Source organism: Burkholderia sp. 22PA0099 (assembly GCF_047497165.1).
Lineage (GTDB): Bacteria > Pseudomonadota > Gammaproteobacteria > Burkholderiales > Burkholderiaceae > Burkholderia.
The window spans coordinates 3292260-3313525 of record NZ_CP163165.1; the positions used below are offsets into that span (position 1 = coordinate 3292260).

General features: G+C 64.1%; 20 protein-coding genes. 4 read left to right on the forward strand and 16 right to left on the reverse strand.

Features of this window, described 5'->3' with window-relative positions; translation table 11 throughout:
• Positions 1–740: 740 nt before the first annotated feature.
• Positions 741–1058: a hypothetical protein gene (locus tag AB4851_RS30010; RefSeq protein ID WP_414449994.1), complete on the reverse strand. Its 318-nt coding sequence runs from the start codon at positions 1056–1058 to the stop codon at positions 741–743.
• Positions 1059–1438: 380 nt separating this feature from the next.
• Between AB4851_RS30010 and AB4851_RS30015 the strand changes: the two genes are divergently transcribed.
• Both AB4851_RS30015 and AB4851_RS30020 read left to right on the forward strand, forming a co-directional pair.
• The gene (locus tag AB4851_RS30015) at positions 1439–1906 is read left to right on the forward strand and encodes a hypothetical protein (RefSeq protein ID WP_414449995.1); all 468 of its coding nucleotides are present in this window, start codon (positions 1439–1441) and stop codon (positions 1904–1906) included.
• Between the two features lie 185 nt (positions 1907–2091).
• The gene (locus tag AB4851_RS30020; RefSeq protein WP_414449996.1) at positions 2092–2583 is read left to right on the forward strand and encodes a DoxX family protein; all 492 of its coding nucleotides are present in this window, start codon (positions 2092–2094) and stop codon (positions 2581–2583) included.
• A 131-nt stretch (positions 2584–2714) separates the two neighbouring features.
• On the opposite strand, the gene AB4851_RS30025 is transcribed toward AB4851_RS30020, so the two are convergent.
• The 12 genes from AB4851_RS30025 to AB4851_RS30080 all read right to left on the reverse strand — a co-directional run bounded on the left by AB4851_RS30025 (position 2715) and on the right by AB4851_RS30080 (position 15815).
• A complete protein-coding gene (locus tag AB4851_RS30025; RefSeq protein WP_414449997.1) occupies positions 2715–3818 on the reverse strand; it encodes an amidohydrolase family protein in 1104 nt (367 codons plus the stop codon).
• Positions 3819–4004: 186 nt separating this feature from the next.
• Entirely contained in the window at positions 4005–4472 is a 468-nt protein-coding gene (locus AB4851_RS30030) for a GlcG/HbpS family heme-binding protein (RefSeq protein WP_414449998.1), read from the reverse strand.
• Between the two features lie 90 nt (positions 4473–4562).
• Positions 4563–5483 (reverse strand): LysR substrate-binding domain-containing protein, encoded by a 921-nt coding sequence (locus AB4851_RS30035; RefSeq protein WP_414449999.1) that lies wholly within the window; start codon positions 5481–5483, stop codon positions 4563–4565.
• Positions 5484–5605: 122 nt separating this feature from the next.
• The gene (locus AB4851_RS30040) at positions 5606–6460 is read right to left on the reverse strand and encodes a fumarylacetoacetate hydrolase family protein (RefSeq protein ID WP_414450000.1); all 855 of its coding nucleotides are present in this window, start codon (positions 6458–6460) and stop codon (positions 5606–5608) included.
• A 28-nt stretch (positions 6461–6488) separates the two neighbouring features.
• On the reverse strand, positions 6489–7694 hold the full coding sequence (locus AB4851_RS30045; protein WP_414450001.1) for a porin: 1206 nt from the start codon (positions 7692–7694) through the stop codon (positions 6489–6491).
• A gap of 157 nt (positions 7695–7851) precedes the next feature.
• Entirely contained in the window at positions 7852–8598 is a 747-nt protein-coding gene (locus tag AB4851_RS30050; protein ID WP_414450002.1) for an SDR family oxidoreductase, read from the reverse strand.
• A 77-nt stretch (positions 8599–8675) separates the two neighbouring features.
• Complete coding sequence (locus AB4851_RS30055; protein WP_414444403.1) at positions 8676–9371, reverse strand: GntR family transcriptional regulator; 696 nt, start codon at positions 9369–9371, stop codon at positions 8676–8678.
• Positions 9371–10606, reverse strand: coding sequence for an LVIVD repeat-containing protein (locus tag AB4851_RS30060; protein WP_414450003.1), 1236 nt, complete (start codon positions 10604–10606; stop codon positions 9371–9373). Before AB4851_RS30060 ends, AB4851_RS30055 begins: the two co-directional genes overlap by 1 nt.
• A 59-nt stretch (positions 10607–10665) precedes the next feature.
• Positions 10666–11982, reverse strand: a complete 1317-nt coding sequence (locus AB4851_RS30065) for an MFS transporter (RefSeq protein ID WP_414450004.1) — start codon at positions 11980–11982, stop codon at positions 10666–10668.
• Positions 11983–12274: 292 nt separating this feature from the next.
• Entirely contained in the window at positions 12275–13834 is a 1560-nt protein-coding gene (locus tag AB4851_RS30070; protein ID WP_414450005.1) for an aldehyde dehydrogenase (NADP(+)), read from the reverse strand.
• 20 nt (positions 13835–13854) lie between these two features.
• Complete coding sequence (kdgD, locus tag AB4851_RS30075) at positions 13855–14769, reverse strand: 5-dehydro-4-deoxyglucarate dehydratase (protein ID WP_414450006.1); 915 nt, start codon at positions 14767–14769, stop codon at positions 13855–13857.
• Positions 14770–14891: 122 nt separating this feature from the next.
• On the reverse strand, positions 14892–15815 hold the full coding sequence (locus tag AB4851_RS30080; protein ID WP_414450007.1) for a LysR family transcriptional regulator: 924 nt from the start codon (positions 15813–15815) through the stop codon (positions 14892–14894).
• 152 nt (positions 15816–15967) lie between these two features.
• On the opposite strand from AB4851_RS30080, the gene AB4851_RS30085 reads away from it, so the two are divergent.
• Together AB4851_RS30085 and AB4851_RS30090 are read left to right on the forward strand one after the other, a co-directional pair.
• Positions 15968–16981: a zinc-binding alcohol dehydrogenase family protein gene (locus AB4851_RS30085; RefSeq protein WP_414450008.1), complete on the forward strand. Its 1014-nt coding sequence runs from the start codon at positions 15968–15970 to the stop codon at positions 16979–16981.
• Between the two features lie 94 nt (positions 16982–17075).
• Positions 17076–17513: a GlcG/HbpS family heme-binding protein gene (locus AB4851_RS30090; protein ID WP_414450009.1), complete on the forward strand. Its 438-nt coding sequence runs from the start codon at positions 17076–17078 to the stop codon at positions 17511–17513.
• A 186-nt stretch (positions 17514–17699) separates the two neighbouring features.
• Here AB4851_RS30090 and AB4851_RS30095 read toward each other — a convergent pair whose 3' ends face one another.
• The 3 genes from AB4851_RS30095 to AB4851_RS30105 all read right to left on the reverse strand — a co-directional run bounded on the left by AB4851_RS30095 (position 17700) and on the right by AB4851_RS30105 (position 21235).
• The gene (locus AB4851_RS30095; RefSeq protein WP_414450010.1) at positions 17700–19004 is read right to left on the reverse strand and encodes an Nramp family divalent metal transporter; all 1305 of its coding nucleotides are present in this window, start codon (positions 19002–19004) and stop codon (positions 17700–17702) included.
• 105 nt (positions 19005–19109) lie between these two features.
• Positions 19110–20081, reverse strand: coding sequence for a ferritin-like domain-containing protein (locus AB4851_RS30100; RefSeq protein WP_414450011.1), 972 nt, complete (start codon positions 20079–20081; stop codon positions 19110–19112).
• A gap of 407 nt (positions 20082–20488) precedes the next feature.
• A complete protein-coding gene (locus tag AB4851_RS30105; RefSeq protein ID WP_414450012.1) occupies positions 20489–21235 on the reverse strand; it encodes an SDR family oxidoreductase in 747 nt (248 codons plus the stop codon).
• Between the last annotated feature and the right edge of the window lie 31 nt (positions 21236–21266).

Genomic DNA, 21266 nt, shown 5'->3' on the forward strand with positions numbered 1-21266 from the left:
TGCGACAGGCTGCCGTTGCCACGGCGTCGAACGACGCTGCGGCCGCGTCCCGCCTGCGGATTGTCCGGGCGGACCGGCGCGGCGACGCATCGATGAAACGGCGCGGATTTTAACTTGATTCACCAAATCTTACGCAGTATTTCTTCGTTCATGCGTCGATTGGGGCTTAATTCCAACGGATACGGATTGATTGGTTTTTTAAAACCACATATTGGAATTCCCGCAAACGTTTTCTGATTTTTATAGACGAATGCTCTGTCCCGAAATTAATATCGTCTGATTCCGATTCGGATGATGCGGCCTTGGCGTCGGCGTATCGGCTCGATCGCGCAACCGCTCCGACGGCAATGTGAAGAGTGAAAGCTATTTGTTAGATATTACGTAATCACGTCAATCATGCGGCCGCTCGCATGCGAGATCGAGGAACGCGCGCGCGTGGGGGCATCGCGTTTCGATTTCCGTGATACAGAGGCAAGCTGGCGTGTGCGTTTCCGTATCGAAGCAGAGCCGGCACCCGCCAGGCTGTCCGAAGACGGAGCCTTCGCTTCGTGCCGACACCTCGCCATGGATTGCCCGGCCTATGCGGTGGCGGTCCACTCCCGGTTGGGATGTCGCTGCGGCAGCGCATGTGGATGACACCGACCTGAAGCGCCGGCGTATCGTGCCGACCTCGCCTCGTGGTCGGCACGGCCGTTTCCGCCGTTCGATACCCGTCATTGGACAGGCCCTGGTGCACCGGCTCAACAGCGAGGCAAATGCATCAGTGGCCTGGCACGAGCAAACGGCGCAGTTTTGACGCGAATCTCACTGCTTACATCGTCGTCTGAACCCAGCGAGAAAAATGTCGCCAGATTCAGGTCTTCAGACGCGCCCAGTCCAAATCGCCGGCAGCGTGGTCGAATCAAGTCGGATACGAGGTTGGCTCCGCCAACACTCCCGACATATCGTACATAGTCGTCCTGAAGGCCCGTGATCGTGGCGAGACTTTCGGCACGTGCTGCGGTCGTGGTCGCGGCGGACACGATTGCCAACGCGCCGAATATGGTGATCAGCTTCAAGGTTTTCCTTGTCATGTATTGCCTCGGCTTGAAATCGTCGGTCAGCAGCTGGTACGCATACTATCGCGCACCACGCAAACGCCTCGACCGCAATGCAAACCACGAAAACGCCTTGTCAGCCGGCACGTAATTCGCGGATAGGCGGCACGCCGAGCGGTCCGACAGCATCAACCGGGTCACGCTGACCATCTCGGAGATGCATGGCGGCGTGTCGGAACAAAGCATCGTCATCGCGCTGATCGACGAACGCATGAACGACATGGACGAAATGACCCAACAGAACGCGGCACGCGTCATGCACGGAATAAAGCGCAGCCGCCGGTGTTAACCCAGCGAGCGTGTCCGATCGGCCGCGCCCCACACCGTGAAAGGTTCGCGCCATGCCCTCAGCCCGCTTTGATATTCGTCGATCACTCGCTCCCGCCATCGCCGCCGGTGCCATCGCGATACTGATCAACGTTGCGCTATTGGCAATCGCCGACAAGTATGGCCTCGTTACAGCGCGCGGTGGTTTGCTTACCTTATTGAATCGGACGCTGCACATTCCTGGGAACGGATTGGCGAGGAATTGGCTCTTTCAGCAAGCTTTTCACATTGCCGTCGGCATTGGAATGGCGATCTTCTACGCGGGAATCAATACCAGGCCGGCGGCACGGCCGATTCTCAAGAGCCTTCTGTATGCGGCCGCGCCGTGGCTCGCCAATTCGCTGATCATTCTTCCCTTGATCGGACAGGGCATTGCCGGAAGCCGCGTGATTTCCGTGCCGGGCATGATCTATTTCGCCTTTGCGCATACGGCGTTTTTTGTCATCAACGGGCTGCTGCTGGCCCGATTCTCGGCCGAATAGAAGCCACCGCATCTTGCCGCCCGTCGCTGGCGGCATTTTTCGCAGAGTTGGATAAAAGATAGAACACCGAATCAATTGTTGAGCGCGGTTGAATTCAGTTCTCCATTCACCAACCTTGACGTGCCACCGCGAAATTAAAATAATTCATCGGCAATTTCAATCGGCCAATACAAGACAGGCGGATCATGAAGCCAACCTCCCCTTCCCTCTCCAGAGAAAACGTTCATCCGGATCGCCGTTACGGAAGGGTTGAGGCGCAAACCTACGCACTCCTGCGGGCGGCATTCGGCCTGATTCTGTTCACGCATGGATTGCCGAAGGCGCTCCACATTTCGCATGGCGCCATGAATGATCCGATGGCCGCGTCGATCCACCTGATTCAGCACGTTCTCGGCTTGCCGTTTGCACCGCAGATCGCCTATCTGGTCATGCTGCTGGAAACCGCGGGCGCGCTGGCGCTCGCCGTTGGCTTCCATACCCGCATCGTTGCCCTGCTGTTCTGCGCCGAAATGATCGGGATTTGCTTTTCGCTCGGCCCGACCTGGCCCTGGCTCGACCGAGGCATCGAGTATCCCGTGCTGATGGGCATGCTGGCTTTATATGTCGCTTCGCATGGGGGCGGGCCTTACTCCGTGGATGGCCGCTTTTGGCGCACCTCGGAATTGGAGCGCCCGTGATAGGGCCGCTCGCTTATCGGCGTTCCCCCGCCTCGTCCAGGCCGATGCGTGCAGCGAGCGTTTGGTGCCCCCCTTTCCGCGCAGCGGCAATGGCGAAGCCGATCAACGCAGCGAACCCGGGCCAAAGCCGCTCAGGCTTTGACATTGGCAAGAATGCCCAAGGCATTCTCCCATCCGATTTTCTCGAATTGCGCCGCGCTCATGTTCGACGCCTTCAGCCCGTTCGCCGTATCCAGCGGCGACGCCGCCGGGAAATCCGAGCCGAACAGGATGCGATCGCCCGGCATCAACGCCATCAAGGACGGCAGCGTGTACTGATTCCACGCCTGTGCCGTATCGAAGTAGAGCTTCCGAATCAACGCAACCGCACCGGCCGGCTCCGCTTTCATCAAAACCGGATCGCCCGAGACCATGCGCGCGAATCGAAACGTCAGATACGGTACGTCACCGCCACCGTGCGAAAAGATGAAACGAATGTTCGGATAACGAATGGTCACGTGATTCATCAGCAAGCTCGCGACCGTGCGCGACGTCTCCGTGCCGTATTCGACCACGACATCCGGCACCTTGGGCACCACGTTCGTGCAGCATGCCGGCTGAAGCGGATGGACGAATACCGTCGCGCGACGCCGGTTCAATTCCTCCATCACCGGCGTGAAGACCGGATCGCCCAGATACTTGTCGCCGTAGCTCGTCATCATGCCCACGCCCTGCGCCTTCAGCGTATCGAGGCCATACGCGATCTCGGCAAGCGTCGCGTCGATATCGGGAAGCGGCAACGTGGTGAACATGCCGAAGCGGCCCGGGTGATCGACCGCCATGCGCGCCTGAAACTCGTTGCAATCGCGGGCGAGCGCCTTGGCCTGATCGAAATCGCCGAAGAAGATGCCGGGATCGCTGGTGGAGACAATCGCCATCCGGACGCCGCCGGCATCCATCGCATCGAGCGATTTCTGCACGGTCCAGCCTTCGTTGAAGGCCTGATGAGTGCGCCGCCCCCGCATCATCGCCAGCAACGCCGGCGACGTGTAGTGGTGATGCACGTCGATGATGCGCTTCGCCTGCGCCGGCTGTGCCCAGGCGTTACGGCCCAGCGCGAGCCCCACGCCGAGCGCCGCCGCCGCGCCCAGGAAGCCGCGCCGGCCCGCACCGGAATGGGAATGAGGATGGGGCAAGCCGCAGCCGCAGGGCGGCGCGGCCGGTTGCAGATCGAGTCTCGACCATTTCTTCAACATCGTGTGTCTCCAGTCTTGTTGTTTCGATGCGGGTCGTTGCCCGCGCTTACGTTCGCCGGCACGCGACGCGTCGCGATTTCGCGTCGGATACCGGCATCCATCGATGGCGCGACGCGCGCACCGGGTTCCCACCGCGCAGCCGGCGGCAACCCGGCCTCATGCGGTACGTGCACCGCGCCGCGTGCCCTATCGCAACGACGCCGCCGCGTTCGCCGCGGTCTGCCCATCCTGCTCGGGCGCCGCGCCGCTGACGCCGATCGCGCCGACGATCCTGCCGTCGTGAACGAGCAGCAGGCCGCCGTCGGCGGGCACCATGTCGGGCAGCGCAAGCACATTCAGGCGCCCCGCCGCGACCCGGTCGGCAAAGCCCTTGCTCGGCTCCTGGAACAGCAGCGCCGTTTTCGCCTTGCCCAGCGCCATCTTCACGCCGGCCAGTTGCGCGTCGTCCATGCGCACGAAGCACATCAGGTTGCCCCCGGCGTCGATCACCGCGATCGACTGACGCCAATGGTGATCGTGCGCATAGGCCAACGCGGCGTCGACCAGCCCCTGCGCACCGGCCAGCGTGAGCACGGGTGTGTCGACGAACTGCGCGTGGGCCGACGGAGCGCATGCCATCACGGCCCAGGCCATGACCGATGCCAATCGCTTCATTGAATCCTCCCATCGATACGTTCGACGCAAAGGCGCGCCACACGCGCCAGCACACCGGCAACCGGCGTCGCGCAACGGCCGCTCACACCTTCAGGCCTGCAACGCAACAGCCTGCGTGCGCAAATCGATCCGCCTGATCAACGGCATCGCCTTGTGGAGCGCCGGGTTGTCGTTCCCCGCCTTCCATGCGAGATGCAGTTCCACCGAGCGGACCGGGTCGATACCGGCGACCTCGCGAAACACGACGCCCTCGTACGACAGATGGCTCGCCGTTTCCGGCACCAGCGCGGCGCCCAGGCCGGATCGCACCACGGCCAGCATCGACAGGACCTGGCTCACATGCTGACGATAGACAGGCATTGCACCGATATGCGCGAACACGTGACGAACGAGATCGTGGAAATACTTCGCATCGTCGGGCGCATACATCACCATCGTCCGCCCGTCGAAATCGCGCAGATGCAGCGCGTCGCGCCGGGCAAGCGGATGATCGAGCGGCAACGCCGCCACCAGCGATTCGCGCGCGACGCAAAGGCTGCGCATGTCGTCGTGATCGGCGGGCAACTGCCGCAGCAGGCCGATGTCGAGCTGGCCGTTGTCGAGGGCATCCACTTGCGCGCGGCTGACCATCTCGCGCAGTTCGAGATCGACATCCGGCAGGCCGAGCCGCAGGCACCCCAGCATCTCCGGCAGGAATTCGTAGCCGGCGGTGGCGGTAAAACCGATCGTGATGCGGCCCGCCTCACCCAAGCCGGTGCGCAGCGCCGCCGAACGCGCCCGTTCGGCGAGCCGCAGGATCGTTCGCGCCTCCGGGAGCAGGCTGCGTCCGGCGCAGGTCAGGCTCACGGTTCGGTTCGTCCGGTTGAACAGCGCCGTGCCGATCTCATGCTCGATCAGTTGAATATGCCGACTGAGCGGGGGCTGCGTCATGTGCAGCCGCAGCGCGGCGCGGCCGAAATGCAACTCCTCGGCCACCGTCACGAAACAGCGCAGTTGGGTCAGATCGAACACAGTCACTCTCCTTTTCCCTCGCCACCCTCGCACGCAGGTGCGCAACGCCGGTGGCACACGGGATCGCCCCGCACGACGGATGCCGCTCCGCACCCATGCCATCCGGCACGGGCATGGCGCGCTCAGATCGGCTCGTCGACGATCGTGTTGCGCAGGATGCCGATCTTCGAGATCTCGACCTCGACGACGTCGCCCGGTTTCATCCACAGCGGCGGCTGGCGGTACGCACCGACGCCGCCGGTCGTGCCGGTGACGATCACGTCGCCCGGCGCGAGCGGCGTAAAGGTGCTGATGTATTCGATCAGTGCAGGAATGTCGAAGATCAGATCGTCGGTCGGCGCGTGCTGGACGACCGCATCGTTCAATCGCGTCGTCACGGTCAGCGCCGACGGGTCGCCCAGTTCGTCGGCCGTCACGAGCCACGGGCCGAAGCCGCCGGTACCCGGAAAATTCTTGCCGGGCGTCAGTTGGCTGGCATGGCGCTGCCAGTCGCGTACGCTGCCGTCGTTGTAGCAGGCATAGCCCGCGACGTAATCGAGCGCCGCTTTCGCACTGACATGCCGTGCCGGGCGGCCGATCACCACCGCCAGCTCGCCCTCGTAATCGAGTTTTTCCGAAGCGCGCGGGCGCACGATCGCCGCGTTGTGCGCCGTTTGCGAATCGGCGAAACGGGTGAAGATGGTCGGCTTGTCGGGAATCTCCTTGCCCGTTTCCCTCACGTGCGCGACGTAGTTGATGCCGATGCACAGGATCTTTTGCGGATCGGGAATCACGGGCAGAAACGCGATGTCGCCGATGCCGAAATCGGCCTGCGAACGCGCGGCGATCTCGCCGATTTCGGCGAGGCTGCCCCGTAATAGCGCCTGCCTGAGCGTCGCGCCCACCTTCGATGCGTGCGGCGCCATGTCGATGATGCCCGATTCTGTCAGTACACCGAATGATTCGATTCCTGCGCGCTTGAAACTGATGATCTTCATGAGAATGCCCTTGAAATATCCGCTTGAATCAGAACCGGTGCATCAGCCCGACGCCGGCCACGATCTGGCTGCGCGACGACGCCGGCTGGGCGTTGGCACCGTCGCCGATCGAAGCGACCGCATTGACGATGTCACCCGCGCCGTTGATGCCGAGCGTCTGGCCGCTCGCACGCTGGAATCCCTCCAGCGCGTACAGCGAGGTGCGTACCGACAACTGGTAGACCTCGGAGAAATTGATCTGCTGATACCGCGCGGCGGACGCGATGCGATTGGCCGTGGTCGCGCGCGTGTAGGCATAGCCCGCCGTCAGATCCACCACGGCCGACGGCTTGTAGTGAAGCACCGCGCCGACCGTGTTGAAGATGGCGGTATCGGTGAATGACGAATGCGTGCCGGGGATGTACTGCGTGTTCGAATACATGAACGACACGTCCCACGCCTGATTGAACGCATAGCCGCCCGCGACGGCCACCCGCTGCTGGGCCTGAGCGGTCTGGTAGCCGACATTGATCGCCGAGACGCCGATCTGGGCGCCGTTGTTCGAGGTGGCCGACGACGGGCTCCACGCACCGCCGCCGGGCGTTGCATTATTGATGCGCCAGAACGCCGCCGCGATCCCGATCGGGCCGTTGATGTATTGCGCGCCGGCACTCCAGGCCGAGCCCGCGTTGGTGCTGCCCGCTACCCCGCCGAACGAATACTCGCCGCTGAAGGTCAGCCCGCGGTAATTCGGCGACGTGTAGACGATCGCGTTGTTCTCGTGATAATCGGTGTCGGTGCCGTCGATGTCGCCGGGATGCGCCGCGTAGTAACCGGTCAGCCGCGGCTCCGGGCTGTACGGCTGCAGCATCGTGTAGTACGCCGAATATTCGCGCCCCGCCGTAAGGGTGCCGTATCTGGGGTTGGTCAAGCCCACGAACGCGAGCCGGTTGAACGCGAGCCCGGCCGTCGACTCGGCGCCGTTCGCGCCATTGAACCCCTGCTCCAGCGTGAAGATCGCCCGCGTCTGGCCGCCAAGATCCTCGCTGCCCTTGAAGCCGACGCGATCGGCGGCAAACACCCCGGTCGTCATCTTGACGAGCGAGCGGCCACCGCTGGTGGAACCGAGCGTGGTGGCGCTGCTCTGATAGCCGATGCCGTTATCCACGATGCCGTAGAGCGTCACCGAGCTTTGTGCATACGCGCCATCGGCCATCAGGAACGCACACGCCGAAATCCAGATTGTCTTGCGCATTGCTTGTCTCCTCCTAGTTGTCGTATCGTCGTTACATCGCCTGAAACATTGCACTCCTAACTTTTATTTCGATTTTTCCGTGGCTGGTTCGTCGCGCCCATCACGTCACGTCATGTCGGAACGCGGCATCGCCGCCGCGTCCCGACTCAAGCTCGACTCAGCCTCGGCCGAGGAACGACGGCATTTGCGACGCCATCACCGTGACGAACGGCACGTTGGCATCCAGGCTCATGTTGGCGATCAACAAGACCGTGTTGCCGACGTTCGCCGCATCCATCGTGGGCTCGACGGCGGTGGTGCCGTTCGGTTGCAGCACGCCGTTGGCCATGCGGGCCGTCATCGGCGTGGCGGCGTTGCCGATGTCGACCTGCGAGCTGACGATGTCGAACTTGCGGCCGTCCAGCCCGATCACCTTGGTCAGCCCCGTTACCGCGTGCTTGGACGTGGTGTAGGGCGCCGAGCCGGGGCGCGCGACGGTTGCCGACAGCGAACCGTTGTTGATGATCCGGCCACCACGCGGCGATTGATCTCGCATCATCCGGAACGCGGCGTTCGCACACAGGAACATCCCGTGGATGTTCACGTCGATCACCTTGGTCCATTGCTCGAACGTCACGTCGCCGAAATTCGTCGCGGGAGAGCCGGTGCCGGCGTTGTTGAACAGCACGTCGAGGCGGCCATGGGTCGATGCGACCTGGTCGAACAACGCCTGCACCTCATCGGGCCGAGACACATCGGTCGGCACCACCAGGCTTTCGCCGCCGGCCAGGCTGGCGGTCTCCTCCAGCGCGTCGCGCCGGCGGCCGGCCAGCGCGACGGCATAGCCGTCCTGCAGCAGTGCGGTGGCAACGGCCCGGCCCACGCCGCTGCCGGCACCGGTCACAATGGCAATTCGCTTCGTCATCCTAATTTCCTATCGTTTGTCAAATGCGTTGTCAGGGTTGCCGGCCGGGTCGAAGCACCCGGCCGGCATGGCTTCGTCTACTCCGGCAAATCGAGATTCGATTGCAGGATGATGTCGGCCGTCGCGCGGTAATGCGCCACCAGCATGTCGATCGCACCTTGCGGCGGCCCGTCGATTGCCGCGTCGATCAGCGCCTTGTGCTCGTTCGTGACGTCACGTGCCGGATACGCGAGGCTCATCGACAAAAAGCGGTAGCGCGCCGCGTGGTCGGTCATCAGCGAACAGAAATCCAGCAACCAGCGCGACGGGCACGTGGCGAGCAGCGCCATGTGAAACTGCTTGTGCGTGTCTTCCCACGGCGCGTTCTCCTCGAACACTTCCGAATTGGCCGAGCGATCGGTTCGTGAAAGCCGATGCCCGGCCAGGATCAGTTGCTCCTCCCATTTCATCGTCCGGTGGGCGAGCGCCTCGCGCAGCGCGACGGTCTCGACCCAGCAGCGCGTGTTGGTCAGCTCGACCAGTTCGCGCCGCGATACCTGTGCCACGAAAAATCCCTTCTGGTCCACCTTCTGCACGAAACCCTCGATCACGAGCTGATTCAGCGCCTCGCGTATCGGCGTGCTGGTCACGCCGTAACGCTGGCTGATCTCGTCGATCAGGAGCTTGGCCGACGGGGTCAGCTTGCCGCACAGAATGTCCTGCCGGAGCACCCGATAGACGGCGCTCGTGCGGGTGAAACTGGTGGCGGGTTTGGAACTTTGCGAAGGCAACATCAAATATCCTCGAACTGCGCGATGGTCAGGCCTGCATTCGTGTCGGTGATGTACATCAGCCCGTTGCGGTCGACGAACACGTCGGCGGACTGCGTGACCTGCACCGCGCCCGGCCGGATGTCCACCACCTCGAGCGGCGCGCCCGGCACGATATGCCCGACCTCGCGCGGCCTGAAAGCATTGGAAATATCGAACACGCGAACGCCAGCATTATGCCAAGTCGCGAAGATCAGGTTTTCGCTCTGAAACGCGCCGGGACGGTTCTCGTGAAGGTTGTGCGGGCCGAACTTGCCGCCGACCGCGCAGTAGTTCAGTTCCTCCGGCTGCGGCAGCGTGGCGATCGAGATCGGCCGGCCCGGTTCGCGCACGTCGAACACCCACGTATGCGCCAGCCCCGCGGCGCAGTTCGAGCTCATCGCCTCGTCGGCGATGATCGCCAGCCCGCGCCCCGGCAACGGCAGCGGCGTATGGGTGCCGCCCGCGAACGGCGGCGACATCACCGTGTGACTGAGCAGCTTCGGCGCCACCGGATCGGACAGATCGTGGATCGTCAGCCCGCCGTCGCGCCACGCGCCGTACAGCTTGCCGTCGGCGGGAATCGCATGATGCAGCGCCCAACGCTTGCCCGGGGGCCAGGCCGGGGTTTCGTCGCCATCGCGATGCATGCCCGGCAGCGCCCAATGGCCGGCGAGCGTCGGCTTGGTCGGGTCGGCCACGTCGAAGATCGCCAGCACGAAATCCGAGTAGCCGCTCAGATGCGCGGACGCGTAAGCGTAGCGCCCGCCCGTCCACCAGAGCCGATGCAGGCCGATGCCGCCCACCGGGCAGAAGCCGATTTCACGCGGGTTGGCCGGGTCCGAGCCGACATCGTAAATCCGCAGCCCCGCCTCGAACGGCCGTTCTCGACGCGTGAAGCTGTCGTCGATCGCATTCGTGAAATAGTCGTCCTGGCTCTTGTATTGCTGCAGCGCCCACACGTTCGCGCTGTTGACCGCCAGCAGCAGGCCGTCATGCAGTTGCAGATGATGCGCACGCGTGTTCTTCGCACAGGCGATGAAGTTGACCGGCTTCGGCGCTTTCGGATTGCCGACGTCGATCACCGAAATGCCGTCGCTGAACATGTGGCCGATATAGGCATGGCCGCGATCCACCATGATCTGAACGCCGTCCGGGCGCTTGCCCTGGTCGGTGTGGCCCAGGAAGGTCACGTTCGAAGAACGGGAAATGGGATGCATCGTCAACCTCTCGTCAAGTCACTGGAACAGAACATCCGCGGCGTGCGGTTCAGCGGCATTCAGGCGATCTCCGCGAGCGAGCGTTGGCGCGTCTCCGGCCCGATCAGATGCAGCCCCGACGCCGCGATCACCATCAAGCCGGCGATGCAGCCGAACACCGCCCCGAGACCGAACCCGTGCTGGATCAGCGGCAGCGCCGGCACGAACCCCGCGGTCGCGAGACGTCCGATGCCCGCGGCCATGCCGAAGCCCGACGCACGCGCCTCGGTGGGGAACACCTCGGACGCGAAGATCTGCATCGTGTTGCCGCCCACCTGGTAGAAAAAGATCATCAGGAAACCGGCCGCCATCAACTGCAGATTGGTGCCCGCATTGGCGAACGCCACCGCGAACACCCCCGAGCACAGGAACGTGATGAAGGCCGTGCGGCGGCGCCCGAACCGGTCGAGCGCAAACATCATGAACAGGCTCGCGAACGGTGCGGCCAGCGTCATGCCGAACGTGTACGACAGCGATTTCGTGATCGTGAAGCCCTGGCTGTTCATGATGTTCGGCAACCAGGTGCCGAGGCCGATCGTCACGCAGAAGAACGCGCTGAAGCAGACCATCGCGGCCAGCAGGCGCACCCGGTAGTGCTTCCACACCATCACGAACGGATCGGCCTTCGTGTCGTGCGCCACGTCGGCCAGCTCTTCGGCCGGTTCGCCGAGCCCCATCTTCTTCAGGATCGCCAGCGCCTCGCGGCCACGCCCCTTCGCGGCAAGCCAGCGCGGCGATTCGGGCAGCGCGAAACGCAGCACGAACAGCACCAGCGCCGCCACGCCGATCGCCCCCCAGATCCCCCGCCAGCCGATCGACTCGCGGAAATACAGCGTGACGAGGAACGCCAGCGGCCACACCAGCGCGCCGCCGATGAAATGCACCAGGGCGAGAATCCGGCCACGGATGTCCTTCGGCGCGTACTCGCCCGCATAGGTGAACGCCAGCGGCTGCTCCGCCCCCAGCCCGAGCCCCGAGACGAAGCGCGCCAGAATCAGCCACATCACGCTGGGCGCCAGGGCACTGGCGATCGTTGCCAGGCCGAACAGCAGCAGATTGAACTGATACACGGCCTTGCGGCCGAACCGGTCGGTGAACTGGCCCTGCGCGAACGTGCCGATCGCCAGCCCGAACAACTGCGCACCCCCGACCCAGCCGAGCTGGGCCTGCGTGGCGAAATGCTGGTGCAGCATGTCGGGAATGAAGGAACCGAAAATTGCATAGTCAATGACATCCAGGCAGTAGCCGGCCGCGACGAGCGCGATCACCTTGACGTGCGTCGGCGTGATCGCGGCCGAGTCCAGCGTGTCCGAAACAAAAGCGTCAACTGTTCTCATTGTCTCCTCTCTTCTCTGCCAATACCGGCTGCCCGCGGCCGACGATTCGATGATCGTGGACAGGCGTCTATGTTTATATATTGCTCGGTATTTAGTTAAAAAATATATCATCGTAAACATCAACGGTACAAAATATATTTTCAATTTTGCGTGTGCTTCACCGCCTCCCTCTGTTGATTGGACGATCGGTTGCATGCCGCGAAACGCGGCGAAACAGGCCGGACCGGGCCGCCCCGCAAGGCGTGGCGGCCCGGCGAGCGACCGCATGGGCCGCCCGGATGGTGGCGGTGAACTAGCGGCGCGTCTGGCCGTCGACCAGCCGGCGAAGCTGGAACGGGTTGTCGTCGGCAAGCGCCGCCGGCAGCAGCTCGGCAGGGAAATCCTGGTAACAGAGCGGGCGCAGGAAACGCCGGATCGCCAGCGAGCCGACCGACGTGCTTCGGCTGTCGGAGGTCGCCGGATACGGGCCGCCATGCACCATCGCATGGCAGACTTCGACGCCGGTCGGCCAGCCGTTCGCGAGCAGCCGGCCGGCCTTGCGTTCGAGCACCGGCACCAGCACACGGGCGATCTCGGTGTCGTCCGGGTCCATCTGCAACGTCGCGGTGAGCTGGCCGTCCAACTGCTCGGTCAGCGCCACGAGCTGCGCGATGTCGCGGCAGCGAACCAGCAGGGACGACGCACCGAAGACTTCCGCCTGCAACGCGTCGCTGCCGAGGAAGGCGTCGGCGTCGGTCGCGAACCATGCGGCGCGGCATCGGTTCGGCCCGCTGCCCGGCAGCCCCCGCGCCAGGACGGTGACCGCCGGATGCTCCAGCAGCGCGGCAACGCCAGCGTCGTAGGCCGAACTGATGTCGGGCGTCAGCATCACTTGCGCGGCGCTGCCCGAGAGCGCGGCGGCGGCCGTCGCGACAAAGCGCTCCAGATCGGGCGACGCCACCGCCAGCAGCAGGCCGGGATTGGTGCAGAACTGGCCGGCGCCGAGCGTCAGCGACGCGGCGAACGCTTGCCCGAGCGCGTCCGCGCGCGTGCGCAACGCGCCGGGCAGCAGATAAACGGGATTGATGCTGCTCATTTCCGCATAGACCGGAATCGGCTCGGCACGGGCCGCCGCCACCTTCATCAATGCGGTTCCCCCGCTGCGCGAGCCCGTGAATCCGACGGCCTTGATGCGCGGGTCGGCCACCAGCGCGGTGCCGACCTGACGGCCCGAGCCGAACAGCATCGAAAACGTTCCGGCCGGCATGCCGGTGCGTTGCACCGCACGCCCAATCGCGCCGCCCACCCATTCCGCCGTGCCCGGATGCGCGTTGTGCGCCTTCACGATCACCGGGCAGCCGGCCGCCAGCGCGGACGCCGTATCGCCGCCCGCCACCGAGAACGCCAACGGGAAATTGCTCGCACCGAATACCGCCACCGGCCCGATCGGAATGTGACGCTGGCGCAAGTCGCTGCGCGGCTGCGGCGTACGCGCCGGGAGCGCCGGATCGAGGCGCGCCTCCAGCCAGCCGCCGTCGAGCACGACATCGGCGAAAAGGCGCAGTTGCGCCGTCGTGCGTGCGCGCTCGCCTTCGAGCCGCCCGCGCGGCAAGCCGGTTTCCTGCATCGCGCGCTCGATCAGCGAGTCGCCCAGCGCATCGATCTCGTCGGCGCAGGCCTGCAGAAACGCACTGCGCTGCTGCAACGTCGTCTCGCGATAGGCGTCGAACGCCTGCCACGCCAGTGCGCAGGCCTGCTCCACCTCGGCCGTCCCGGCCAGCCCGTAGGCCGGTTCGAGCACCGCGCCGTTGGCCGGATCGGTCGCGCGATGCTCGCCGGTCTCGCCGCGCACGGCGTCGGCGCCGATCAACATGCTGCCTGTCAGCGCCCGCATCACCGACGCGCCCCGATCAGGTTCTTGAGCAACGCGAGTTCGTCGTCCTTGAGATCCGCAAGCGGCGTGCGCACCGGGCCGGCGGAGCGGCCGACCGCCGTCATGCCGGCCTTCACGATCGACACCGCATAGCCGGCCCGGCGATTGCGGATCAGCGTATAGGGCAGCACGAAATCGTGCAGTTCGCGCTGAATGAACGCGTGATCGCGGGCGCGCACGGCGGCGTAGAAGCTCAACGCCCATTCCGGCAGGAAGTTGAAGATCGCCGACGAGTAAGTCGTGACGCCCATCTCCAGATACGGCAGCGCATAGGTCTCGGCGGTCGGGAGGCCACCGATGTAGGTCAGGCGATCGCCGAAGCGGTTGTAGACGCGCGTCATCCGGTCGATGTCACCCACGCCGTCCTTGTAGCCGATCAGGTTCGGGCACCGCTCGAGGATCTGCGCGACGGCCACATCGTCGAGCATCGCGTTCGCTCGGCTGTAGACGATCACGCCCAGGCGGGTCGACTCGCACACGCGGATCACATGCGCGGCGACGCCGGCGGCATCGCATTCGGTCAGGTACGGGGGGAACAGCAGGATGCCGTCGGCGCCGGCCGCCTCCGCTGCCTGCGCGTGCTCGATCGCCTGAGCCGTGCCGCCGCCCGCCGGCGCGATGATCGGCACCTTGCCGTCGACCGTTTCGACCGCCGCCCGCACGACCCGATCGACCTCGGCGGCGGTCAGCGAGAAGAATTCGCCCGTGCCGCCGGCAGCGAAAAGCCCGGCCACCGGGTAACGGGACAGCCATTCGAGGTTCGCGCGATACGCGTCTTCGTCGAATGCGTAGTCGGGGGTGAAATGCGTGATCGGAAAGGAAAGGAGGCCTGCGCTCAAGGTGTCGCGCAGTTCCTGGTGGGTATATCGGGTCATCGTGCCGTCTCCTAGATAATGAAGACGACTTTAGAAAGATTATCGATGCCCGTACATTTCAATCACTGAATGGATTGATACCTTTACTGGATCACGCATCGACCGACGTCACCCGGCGCGGCTCACCCTGCGCCGAGCACCGGATGACTATCGCGCAACGCCGCACACCGCTGCCGCAGGAAACCGTGCAGTTGCGTGATGACCGGGGTCAGTTGCGCGCGATGCGCGCACAGCAAATGCAAGGGCGACGGCTCGCAGTGATCATGCGGCAGCAGTTCGACCAACCGGCCGGCCGCCAGATCGGGAATCAAATCCAGTCGCGACTTGTAGATCAGGCCTTCCCCGGCAATCGCCCAGCGCCGCACCGCATCGGCATCGTCGCTGATGCGGTTGCCCGTCACGGCCACGGTGCGATCGCCACCCGGCAGCGTGAACCGCCAACGCTCATGCACCTGCTCGCTCCACACGAAGCGCAGGCAATTGTGCCGCCGCAAATCCTCGACGTTCGCCGGCTTACCGTGACGCTCGATATACGACGGCGCCGCGCACAGCGCACGGCGATTGCCGTCCACCAGCGACATCGCCAGCAGCGACGAATCCGGCAACGCGCCGTAGCGGATGGCGATATCCAGCGGCTGCCGCACGAGGTCCACCGAACGGTCGCTGATGCGCACCTGCAACGAGAGCCCGGGATGCCGATGCTGGAATTCATCCAGCCATGGCAGCAACAGGTTGCGGCCGAAGTCGGACGACGCCGACACGCGCAACGGGCCGCTCAATACCGCGCGCCCGGTCGACAAGGCCTGTTCGCCCTGCATCTGCGCACCGAGCATCGAGCGCGCGTGCGGCAGATAACGTTCGCCGGCATCGGACAGTTGCATGCTGCGCGTCGAACGCGTGAACAAGCGCGCATTCAGCGCTTTTTCCAGCCGCTGCACGCATGCGCTCGCATGGCCGGGCGCGATATTGAGCTGCCGCGCCGCTTCCGAAAAGCTGCCCAGCTCGGCCGTATGGACAAAAATCTGAACGTCGTCGAGGCGAATCATTTTCGTCGAATTAACGAAAGTATTTGGTCATTTCGGGTGTTTTTCCGAATATCCGCCAACGATACCATCAAACCCGACATCACCCAATGACGCTGAAAGCCTTGCCAGTCAAGGCTTTCACGTTGCCCGCCCCCTATCCGCAGGATATTTTCATGAAAGCTGTCGGCTTCTACCAGAACCATCCCATCGAGCACCCGCAAGCGCTGGAAGACATCGCGCTGCCGACGCCGGCGCTTCGCGACCACGACCTCCTCGTGGAAGTCAAAGCCGTGTCCGTCAACCCGGTCGATACCAAGATTCGCCAGCGCGGCGACGTGCCCGAAGGGGCCGCTCGCGTGATCGGATGGGACGCGGCCGGCATCGTTCGCGCCGCCGGCCCGCTCGCCACGCGCTTCAAACCGGGCGATCGCGTCTGGTACGCCGGCGACATCACGCGGCCCGGCAGCAACAGCGAACTGCAGGCGGTCGACGAGCGCATCGTCGGCCCGATGCCGACCACGCTCGATTTCGCCGAAGCCGCCTCGCTGCCGCTGACCGCGATCACCGCGTGGGAACTGCTGTTCGACCGCCTCCAGGCGCATGCCGCCGATCCCACCGAGAACGGCGTGCTGCTGATCGTCGGCGCGGCCGGCGGAGTGGGTTCGATCCTGACTCAACTCGCTCGGCAGTTGACCGGCCTGACGGTGATCGGCACCGCGTCGCGCGACGCCAGCCGCGACTGGGTACGCGCCCAGGGCGCGCACCACGTGATCGACCATCGGCAAGACTGGGCGCCGCAATTGAAGGCGTTCGGCATCGACGAGGTGAGTTGCGTGGTGGGGCTGAACGACAGCGCGAGCTATCTGAAACAGATCGCCGGCGTGCTTCGCCCCGAAGGCAAGTTTGCGCTGATCGACGATCCGGACAGCCTCGACATCCGGGCGTTCAAGTCCAAATCGATTTCGATCCACTGGGAATTGATGTTCACGCGGTCGATCTTCGGAACCGCCACGCTCGCGCGTCAGCACGCGCTGCTTCGCCGGGTTGCGGAACTCGTCGATCGCGGCGATCTGAAGCACACCATGACGCGCCGCATCGACGGCATCGACGCCGCCGGCCTCAAGCAGGCGCATGCCTGGGTGGAAACCGGCGGCATGATCGGCAAGGCCGTGCTCGCCGCGCGCTGATGCGCGGCGCGGCTTCTCGTTCAACGCGTTCGACACACCCGCGCGCATCGAGCGGCATCGCTCGATGCGTCATCGTCCCTCACCTTGCAAAGCCATGACCACCACGCCCCCTCCGTTCTTCACCACCTCCGTGATCACGCGCGAAGCTGCCGCCGCGCTGATCGATGCCGCGCGCAAGGCGTCCGAGGCGATCGGCTTCGAGCCGGCCATCGCGATCACCGACCCATCCGGCCACCTTCGTGCGTTCGAGCGCACCGACAATAGTTCGTTCCTGGCTGCCGACATTGCCATCGACAAGGCATGGACCGCCGCCACGTTCGGCATCGACACGAACGTCTGGATCGAGGTATTGAAAGAGCCCGGCGCGGCTTATCTTCAGCATCGTCCGCGGCTGACGCCGGTGGGCGGCGGGTTTCCCATCTCGATCGATGGCAAGCTGATCGGCGGGCTCGGCATTTCGGGCGGCAACCATGCGCAGGATCGCGAGGCGTGCATCGTCGCGTTGCAGGCACTCGGGTACGCAACGGCGTAATCCGTCGCGCGGCTGGACAGGCCCCCCTCAACGTCAAGCGCATTCACCGTGCGGCGCGCCCGCATGCCCTGCGGATGCAACGGCGAGCGGCGCCCGCTCGACAGGTCGGGGCTGAGATCGTGCGACTCGACGCGCAACGCGGCGAGCCCTCGGGCTCACCCCATTGACCGCATGAATTCCAGCGCCTCATTCGGAGAACAATTCGAACAGCAGAACCAGGTTCAACGACAAAACCACGACCATGCCGGCCATGGCAGCAAGGTTCGTCGCCATGTGATTTCGAAATCGTCCCATCACATCCGGCCGAGACGTGAACCAGACGAGGGCGATCATCGGCACCGGTAACGCAATGCTCAGCATGACCTGGCTCAGCACAAGCGCACACGTCGAGTCGACACCGGCCGCGATGACGACAAAGGCCGGCACCATCGTCAGGAGCCGCCGCAGCCAGACCGGAATGCGCCACCCGGTAAAGCCTTGCATCACCATCTGCCCCGCCATGGTCCCGACGACCGAACTCGAGATACCCGACGCAATCAATGCGCAGAGAAAGAGCGTGGCCGCGGCGCCACCCAGCAACGGGGTCAGCGTTTGCCAAGCGTTCTCGATGGTAGAGATGTCGGCGTGACCATCATGGAAGGCGCTCGATGCCATGACGACCATCGCCATATTGATGAGGCCGGCCACGCCAAGCGCGATCATCACTTCTCGGTTGGAAAACGTGATCAGCCGTGCGCGCTCGTCGTCGTTGGCCACCGACACGCGATTCTGAGTCAAACCAGAGTGCAGAAAGAGAACGTGCGGCATGACCGTGGCCCCGATAATTCCCACCGAGATCGTCAGCGCCGCATGGTCCGGGATGCTCGGCCGCACGGTATGTATCAGTACTGCAGACCATTGGACAGGTGCAATCAGCAACTCGGTGAGGTACGACATCCCGATTACGCCGACCAGGGCAGCGATCAGCAATTCAAGTGGTCGGAAACCCTTCGACTCGAATTGCAGCAGGCCATACGTGACGACTGCGGTGATCGACATGCCTGCCAGCATGGGTAGATGGGAAAGCAGTGAAACGCCGATGGCGCCGCCGACGAATTCGGCCAGGTCGGTCGACATTGCCGCGAGCTCGGCCAAGCCCCACATCCCGAACACCATGCCACGCGGCAAATGTTCACGGCAGAGTTCCGCGAGATTCCGCCCGGTCACGATTCCGAGTTTTGCCGAGAGCGCCTGGAACAGCATCGCCACGATATTTGCAGAGGCAACCACCCAGAGTAACGTGTAACCATATCCCGCCCCGGCCTGGATATTCGTCGCGAAATTGCCGGGGTCCATATACGCAATGGAGGCGACGACGGCTGGACCCGCACACGACATTGCCGTCCGCGCCCGCCCTCGCCGGCCGGCCAATGCTTCATGGATATCGAATTGCGTTCTTTCCGTCAACGTCCGGCTCGGTGGTACCGCCACGCGGCTCGCGCTTTCGTTCATGGCCCCTCCGCCAATGCATTCGATGATTCGAATTCCGAACGATTTACAACCGGATCGGGAGTGCTCGTGGTTGCGCCTCGGCACTCCCGGCTCACTGCGCGATAGTCAGGCGCTCATGTTGAGCGTGCCGTTGACGCCATTTGGAAAGAAGCCGCCCTTCCCGGCTGCGGTACTGGTGAGGTAGACGATGTTCAGCACGTTCGGATAGTTACGGCTGTACGCCAGCCCATTCGCGTCGAGCGGCACGATGTTCGACGTGCCGGGCGTGCTGCCGGAAATGCCCTGATCATCGCTGCCGACATGATCCAGGCTTCCGCGCGCCGCGGAGATCGCATTTGCCGCGCTGATGAGGCTCGATGTGTCCAGCCCTTTTGCATAAAGCGTCGTGCGCACCAGCCCGGCGTGATAAGCCTCGGCCGCGAGGATGCCTGCGGCCGCCTCGAGAAAGGTCTTGTTGGTGATGAGCGGCGACGCCCCTTTGTATGCCGTCACGCCGACATCTTCGAAGATGAATGCGCCGAGCAAGAAGTTGTTGTCGCTTGCATAGGGGTTGAATACCGCGCCGGCACCAACCAGGCCGGCCGCGCGGGCCGCGACGGAAAACGCGCCGTTGGGATCGACGCCACCGACGTCGATCGAGGGTTGCGCCACCGCGGCGGATCCGAGCGCGGTCCGCAAGAAATTGACATGCTCTCGCTCGTCCATGGCGATTTCGTTTGCATAGGCTTTGACCAGCGGATCCTGGAACGGCACCTGCTGCCCCGCGATGACGTTCCCCATCGTGCCGACACCCGTGGTCATGCTCGCCGGCAAGCCGCTGCCCGTGGTGGCATAGGTATAGAACTGCGCTTCGAGATATTCGAGGTTGAGCGCGAAGTTGAGGATTTCGGCATCGGTCGGTGCGGAGCTGGCCAGCGCGGCGTCACCCGAACCGCCCCCGCATGCACTGATCAGCGTTCCGCCTGCGAGGCCCAATGCCAATCCGCCTGCATTCCTAAAGAACTGGCGGCGCTCCTGTCGCCGCTCGGCACGTCGATTGAAGACCTCGATAACGGCTTCCGATTGATTGTCTTGCATGGTCGTTCCCCTCTACTCAGATCGAAGCAATGGAGATGCGGTACGCCGAAGCAAGCATGACTAGCCACGCCCTGTTGCCGGACGATCGCGCACGCTGACGTGAAGCAGTCGAGATCATGGATGACCCCGCCATCTTCACGTTTCAGATACGACGGTCAACCGAGGGCAGATGCATCAAATAAAAAATTCCGGATCAATCTCACGCACGCGACAGATGCGGCATGGCAACAGACAACACGACCACATGAACGCCAGGCGCGGGATCGTTTCCTGCTGCGACCTCGACGTCGAGGCAACGGAACGGCGTCAATCGTGACCTGGGCATCGTTGCCCTTGTCATCGATGATCGCCCGGGAACCCTGGCGTACCGTGTTGATGCGAATCGCGTGATTGATCCGGAGTACTGCTCAGGGAATCTGACGGGTTGGCCGGAACACGATCTCGTTCACGTCGACATCGGCGGGTTGCTCGATGGCAAAGGCCACCGCACGCGCGAAGGAATCGGCCGAGATGGCATGGGCCTGATAGAAGTCGCGCATGCCTTGCGCGATGTCCGGCTCGGTCACGCTGCCCTTCAACTCGCTGTCCACCGCGCCCGGCGACACGATGGTGGTGCGGATATTCCAGGGTTTCGTCTCCTGCCGGAGCCCTTCGGACAGCGCCCGCACGGCATGCTTGGTCGCGCTGTAGACAGCCCCGTTGACCATCACCTTGTGGCCGGCCACCGACGCCACATTGACGAACTGTCCGCCCTTCTGGCGCTGCATGTGCGGCAGCGCCGCCGCGACACCGTACAGCACGCCCTTCAGATTGACGTCGATCGTTCGATCCCAGTCATCGACCTTCAGTCGTTCCAGCGGCGAAAGCGGCATGAGCCCCGCATTGTTGATCATCACGTCGATGCGCCCGAATGCGTCCACCGCCGTGTCGACGAGACGCTTGACGTCGTCGCGCACGGTGACGTCGGCGGCAACGGCAAGCGCGCGGTGTTGCGGGTGATTCAACGCTTCGGCCAATGCCTGCAGACGCTCGGCACGCCGCGCGCCGAGCACGACGTGCGCCCCCCGCGCGCTCAAGCGGCGCGCCGCCGCCTCGCCGAGACCGCTGCTGGCACCCGTGATGACGATGACCTTGCCCTGGATGTTGTCGCTCATGGAACGCTCCTGTTGATCGGTGAGGCCCCAT

Bases quoted from the DNA above. Each gene is read 5' to 3' on its own strand.
- AB4851_RS30085 (WP_414450008.1), top strand. From the start codon at position 15,968: ATGAAAGCTGTCGGCTTCTACCAGAACCATCCCATCGAGCACCCGCAA.
- AB4851_RS30030 (WP_414449998.1), bottom strand. From the start codon at position 4,472: ATGAAGCGATTGGCATCGGTCATGGCCTGGGCCGTGATGGCATGCGCT.
- AB4851_RS30040 (WP_414450000.1), bottom strand. From the start codon at position 6,460: ATGAAGATCATCAGTTTCAAGCGCGCAGGAATCGAATCATTCGGTGTA.
- AB4851_RS30020 (WP_414449996.1), top strand. From the start codon at position 2,092: ATGAAGCCAACCTCCCCTTCCCTCTCCAGAGAAAACGTTCATCCGGAT.
- AB4851_RS30100 (WP_414450011.1), bottom strand. From the start codon at position 20,081: ATGCAAGACAATCAATCGGAAGCCGTTATCGAGGTCTTCAATCGACGT.
- AB4851_RS30090 (WP_414450009.1), top strand. From the start codon at position 17,076: ATGACCACCACGCCCCCTCCGTTCTTCACCACCTCCGTGATCACGCGC.
- AB4851_RS30070 (WP_414450005.1), bottom strand. From the start codon at position 13,834: ATGTTGATCGGCGCCGACGCCGTGCGCGGCGAGACCGGCGAGCATCGC.
- AB4851_RS30060 (WP_414450003.1), bottom strand. From the start codon at position 10,606: ATGCATCCCATTTCCCGTTCTTCGAACGTGACCTTCCTGGGCCACACC.
- AB4851_RS30105 (WP_414450012.1), bottom strand. From the start codon at position 21,235: ATGAGCGACAACATCCAGGGCAAGGTCATCGTCATCACGGGTGCCAGC.
- AB4851_RS30015 (WP_414449995.1), top strand. From the start codon at position 1,439: ATGCCCTCAGCCCGCTTTGATATTCGTCGATCACTCGCTCCCGCCATC.
- AB4851_RS30045 (WP_414450001.1), bottom strand. From the start codon at position 7,694: ATGCGCAAGACAATCTGGATTTCGGCGTGTGCGTTCCTGATGGCCGAT.
- AB4851_RS30055 (WP_414444403.1), bottom strand. From the start codon at position 9,371: ATGTTGCCTTCGCAAAGTTCCAAACCCGCCACCAGTTTCACCCGCACG.
- AB4851_RS30065 (WP_414450004.1), bottom strand. From the start codon at position 11,982: ATGAGAACAGTTGACGCTTTTGTTTCGGACACGCTGGACTCGGCCGCG.
- AB4851_RS30050 (WP_414450002.1), bottom strand. From the start codon at position 8,598: ATGACGAAGCGAATTGCCATTGTGACCGGTGCCGGCAGCGGCGTGGGC.
- AB4851_RS30080 (WP_414450007.1), bottom strand. From the start codon at position 15,815: ATGATTCGCCTCGACGACGTTCAGATTTTTGTCCATACGGCCGAGCTG.
- AB4851_RS30025 (WP_414449997.1), bottom strand. From the start codon at position 3,818: ATGTTGAAGAAATGGTCGAGACTCGATCTGCAACCGGCCGCGCCGCCC.
- kdgD (WP_414450006.1), bottom strand. From the start codon at position 14,769: ATGACCCGATATACCCACCAGGAACTGCGCGACACCTTGAGCGCAGGC.
- AB4851_RS30095 (WP_414450010.1), bottom strand. From the start codon at position 19,004: ATGAACGAAAGCGCGAGCCGCGTGGCGGTACCACCGAGCCGGACGTTG.